At 72.7% G+C, this 4,473-nt stretch carries 4 protein-coding genes and 1 pseudogene; 4 read left to right on the top strand and 1 reads right to left on the bottom strand.

The window, feature by feature from the left end:
- The coding region (locus tag ABZ281_RS39590) for an MFS transporter (RefSeq protein ID WP_356662825.1) at positions 1–1,053 on the bottom strand (1,053 nt) is incomplete at its 3' end.
- Between the two features lie 249 nt (positions 1,054–1,302).
- Here ABZ281_RS39590 and ABZ281_RS39585 point away from each other — a divergent pair.
- From ABZ281_RS39585 to ABZ281_RS39570, 4 genes and pseudogenes are all read left to right on the top strand, one after another.
- On the top strand, positions 1,303–1,548 hold the full coding sequence (locus ABZ281_RS39585) for a hypothetical protein (RefSeq protein ID WP_356662824.1): 246 nt from the start codon (positions 1,303–1,305) through the stop codon (positions 1,546–1,548).
- A gap of 12 nt (positions 1,549–1,560) precedes the next feature.
- A complete protein-coding gene (locus ABZ281_RS39580) occupies positions 1,561–2,385 on the top strand; it encodes a hypothetical protein (protein WP_356662823.1) in 825 nt (274 codons plus the stop codon).
- A gap of 127 nt (positions 2,386–2,512) precedes the next feature.
- On the top strand, positions 2,513–3,478 hold the full coding sequence (locus tag ABZ281_RS39575) for a LysR family transcriptional regulator (RefSeq protein WP_356662822.1): 966 nt from the start codon (positions 2,513–2,515) through the stop codon (positions 3,476–3,478).
- Positions 3,479–3,643: 165 nt separating this feature from the next.
- A pseudogene (locus tag ABZ281_RS39570) lies at positions 3,644–4,473 on the top strand (hypothetical protein); the annotation flags it as partial.

Here is a 4,473-nt window from a genome sequence, read left to right as displayed (position 1 = left end):
GCCGAGCAGACGGGTCACCGCGAGGGTCATGCCCTCGTTCAGGCGGCCTTCGGGGGTGCGCTCCTGGACCAGCGTCATGGTGGTCACCATCGTCGGGGCCGTCGCCATCCCGGCGACCAGCAGCGCGGCCGCCAGCAGGAGGAGCGAACCGGTGAGGGCCGCGGCCAGCAGCGGCAGGGCCAGCAGCGCGGCCGTCGCCGCCACGCACCGGGGCAGCCGGGCCGCGGCCGGGCCGACGGGCTTCACGGCGCCGTACAGCAGGCCCGCCACGCAGGAGCCCCCCGCCTGGAGTGCGAGCACGATTCCGGCCGCCGACTGCCGCCCCTGCGCGTCGGCGAACGCCAGCGTGGCGACCTCCGTCGCGCCGAAGACGCCGCCCATCGCCAGGCAGACCGCGAGCAGTGGGGGGATGCCGGGGGCGCGCAGGGGCGCCCTTCCCGGTATGTGCGCGCGGACCGGTGGCTCCGTCGCGCGCCGGGTCGTGAACAGGACCATGCCGGTCAGCAGGAGCACCGCGCCCACCAGCGTGCCCGCCTCGGGGAAGAACGTCCCGCACAGGAAGGCCGCGAGCACCGGGCCCAGCATGAAGCACAGTTCGTCCGCCGCCTGCTCGAAGGAGTTGGCGGTGTGCAGTGCCTTCACGTCGCCGGCCAGCAGATGTGCCCAGCGGGCCCGGGACATGCCGCCGGTGTTGGGGGTCGTGGCGGTGGCGGCGTAGGAGGCGAACAGAGTCCAGTCGGGGGCGTCGTGGCGCACGCACAGCAGCAGGGAGAGGGAGCCGAGGACGGCGATCACCGTGGCGGGCAGGGCCACACGTGCCTGGCCGTGCCGGTCGACGAGCCGGGCGGTCCACGGTGCGACCAGCGCGGTCGCCGCGAGTCCCGTCGCCGTGACGGCACCGGCGAGGGCGTACGAGCCCCGGGCTCCGGCGATCATCATGACCGCGCTGACGCTGAACATGCCCATCGGCAGGCGGGCGAGCAGGTTCCCGGCGGTGAAGGCGCGGGCGCCCGTGATCTCGAACAGGCGGCGGTACGGGGAGAGTTGCGGCATGCGCCCACCGTCGCCCGGGGATGATCGAGCGGTCCAACACCTGTTCCGTGCGCAGTCACGCACCAGGGTTGTGGATCCATGGCCGGAAGGCCGAAACGCGGTGGCCGGAAACGTTCGCTCCCTGTTCTTCATACAGAGATATGGAGATTCTTAATGCTCCTCATGACGCATGGAAAAGATGCTCATTCGGGAAAATCCTTCACTCGTTTGCCGCGCATCCGCCGAAGTGGACCGACGGTTAGTGGGTACATGACCGAGGCGACCAGGAAAGGCGGCTGGGCGGTAACGCTCGGCCCGTATACCTACATCCCAGCTCCAGCGCATTCGTCGGCGACAGTCAACGGCACGCTCACCAGAGGTGGTTGTCCGGTAGCGTTGCAGGTGACCGAGCCGGTGCTCCGCGATTTCATCGACGCCATGAGCGCACTGGAAAGGGATCTCGCCCGGCGATGGATCGGTGCGACGGATGGGCCGGCTTTCGCGCTTTCGAAATAGTCGGGTCACGCCATGTACGACAAAGTCGAGGGCACTGGCCGGCACCGGGCTCCGGCCAGGGACTTCATCACTCCCCTGACACCGCCGGACCCGACCTGGGACCCCGCAGAGGAACTGGCGTTCATCCTCGAGGAGGCCCTGGGGGAACAGGCGGCGCGGATCCCCGCCCCCCGTGACGAGGACCGGGCCCCGGACCCGGCACCCGTCACCGCCCCGGGCGCCCACATGCAACGGCTCCAGGACATCACCGAGGAACTGCCGCCCGTGCGGGAGTTCCCCCGGAGGCACCGCAAGGTCCGGACCCGCAAGGTCCCGGGCATGCTCCGCACCACCAGCTTCCTCGTCGCGGTCCTGGCGGCCGTCATCGCCTCCGCGGTGAGCTTCCTGAGCGGCATGGTCGCCTACGACCCCCTGCGCCTGGTCGCCGTGTCCCCCGAGGCGAGGGGCCTGCGCACCTGGTGGCCCCTGCTGGTGTACGGGCCCTGGCTGGTGGGTTCGCTGTCCGTCCTGCGGGCCGCGCTGCACCAGCGTCGTGCCGTGCACTCCTGGTGTGTGGTCCTGGTCTTCTCCTGCATCGCCGTACTGCTCTGCGTCGTCCAGGCACCCCGGACGGTCCTCGGCACCGCGGCGGCCGCTCTGCCCGGCCTCGCCGCCCTGGCGTGCTTCCAGCAGGTCGTCCGCCAGATCACGCTGACCAGGCCGCCGATGCGGTCGGCGCCTCGGCACCGGGTGGGGCAGGCTCCGCCGGGGGAGGGCCGGACGGGGACGGAAGGCGTGAACGCCACGGAGGCCCGGACGGGCGAGGGCGAGACATCCGGGAAGTACACCGGCCCCTGAACCTCGGCGGCTCCTGGCCCACGCCCCGGCCCTCGGGCCCGCTTTTGTTTCGGGCGCCGACGGCCCTCGGAGTTGCCGTGATCGCGGGCGCCGCCGCCCCCGCTCCCGACCGCTGTAGATTCACCGCATGACCGCCCACCTCGACCCCCGCCTGCTGCGTGGCTTCGTCACCGTGGCCGAGGAATTGCACTTCACTCGGGCCGCCGTGCGGTTGCACGTGGCTCAGCAGGCGCTCAGTCGGGACGTGCGGCGGCTGGAGCGGGAGCTGGGAGCCGAGCTGTTCGTGCGGACCACCCGGCAGGTGACGCTCACCCCGGACGGGGAACGGCTGCTGCCGCACGCCCGCCGGGTGCTCCACGCCCAGGACGAGCTGCTCGCCGCCTTCCGCCAGGCCCGGCCGCTGCTGGTCGACCTGAACTCCCCGGGCCTGGTCACACCCCGCCGCGTGTTGCACGAGGCGCGGGAACTCGCCCCTCGCCACGAGCTGATGGCCCGCTACGAGAGCGGCCTGACCGGAGCCGCCGGTGAAGTGCTGGCCGGCCGGCTGGACGCGTCGTTCGGACGGTTCGCCGGGCTGGACCCGGCACTGCGGGCCGGGCTCGACCACCAGCCCGTGCGGTTCGAGCCGATGGCGGTCGTCCTGCCCGAGGAGCACCGGCTGGCCGCGTGGGAGTCCGTGCCGCTCGCCGAGCTGGCCGGCGAGAGCGTCTACGCGGGCGCCGGCAATCCGCGTACGCCGGAGTGGACCGGCCTCGCGCGGCTGCTGTTCGAGGGGCGCGGCATCGAAATCGCGCCACCCGCCCCGCTGGCCGTAGGAGAGGAGGAGTTCCAGCGGATCATGGCCAGAACGCGCAACCCGATCCTGGCCGTCGTGGAGTTCCCGGCCCTGCCGTCGACGGTGGTGCGGCCCCTGGTCGACCCCGTTCCACTGTCTCCCGTTTCGCTGGTGTGGCGCAGGGGCCTGACCCACCCCGCCTTCGACGCGCTGCGCCGCGCGGCAGCCCTCCTGTCTGCGGAAATGCAGTGGTTGCGCAGGCCCGCGGGCACCTGGATACCGGCCGGAGACGATGTCCTCATGGCGTCTCACGGCTGACACGATTCGACACGGCGCCCACACAGAACCTGCGCGTGCGCTACATTCAATGTCTGAGCACGGTGTGGTACGAGGGGGCGTTCGGACGGGTGGGGGCCGGTCCGACGGCGGGTGCTCAGGTCGTCAAGCGCACCTGAACCATCCCGTGGGGGGAAGTGCGTGCGCGTGAAAGAGTGGCGAGAAGACGCCCAACCCGAGTGGCCCGAGGCCGCTACGGCTACCGGAGAGCTCCCGTCGGACGGCAGAGCCCGTGGCAGAAGAGCCACGCAGGTCTTCCCAGGCCGTGACGTCCGGGCGACCGGTCACGGGCTGCCCGGGACGGAGACACTGCGCGGCATTCCCCGCCAGAGCGACGGCGAGGCCGACTCGCGCGCTTCGGAACCGGGGAGCCGGACCGCGGTCCGCGACCCCTGGCAGGAGCGGGAGGAGGCCGCCCCGTTCGGGCACGCCCCCGATGCGGACGGGCAGACCCACGATCCGCACGAGGTCACGGTCCAGTTGGACGCCGTGCAGCTCGGGGAAGGTTTCCTGCGGCAGGTGAAGGAGGGCCCGGGCGCCGAGCCCGCCGCCGACCGGCCCGTCTTCGTCGACGAGTCCGGCCGCCGCAGCCGCCGCTACCGCCGTATCGGCATGGCCGTCGCCCTGGCCTGCGGGGTCTACGCCGTCGTCATCGTCGCCACGCTGCTGTCGGGCAACTCCAACGCCCCCTGGCTGCCCGTGCCGACCAAGGAGGACAACCCGCCGGCCGGGCAGGTCGACAGCCCGCCGCTGACCGCCGAGTCGGCACCGACCGGAGAGGCCGGAGACACCGGCGTCACCGCGCCGGGCAGCGTACCGGCGACCGGCGAGGCCACGGCACCCGCGCCCGGCCCCAGCGCCGCCGCACCCGGTGCCACCGCAGACCCCGGCCGCCCCGGCACGTCCGCAAAGCCCTCGCCGACCGCGACCCGGACCAGCCCGGCGCCGGACGGCAAGGCCACCGAACCCGCCCCGAC

Source organism: Streptomyces sp. NPDC006265 (assembly GCF_040613555.1).
In the GTDB taxonomy this organism is placed as follows: domain Bacteria; phylum Actinomycetota; class Actinomycetes; order Streptomycetales; family Streptomycetaceae; genus Streptomyces.
Note: the sequence above shows the minus strand (reverse complement) of the source record. Positions and strands in the feature narration are given on the sequence as shown.

Bases quoted from the DNA above. Each gene is read 5' to 3' on its own strand.
- ABZ281_RS39575 (WP_356662822.1), top strand. From the start codon at position 2,513: ATGACCGCCCACCTCGACCCCCGCCTGCTGCGTGGCTTCGTCACCGTG.
- ABZ281_RS39585 (WP_356662824.1), top strand. From the start codon at position 1,303: ATGACCGAGGCGACCAGGAAAGGCGGCTGGGCGGTAACGCTCGGCCCG.
- ABZ281_RS39580 (WP_356662823.1), top strand. From the start codon at position 1,561: ATGTACGACAAAGTCGAGGGCACTGGCCGGCACCGGGCTCCGGCCAGG.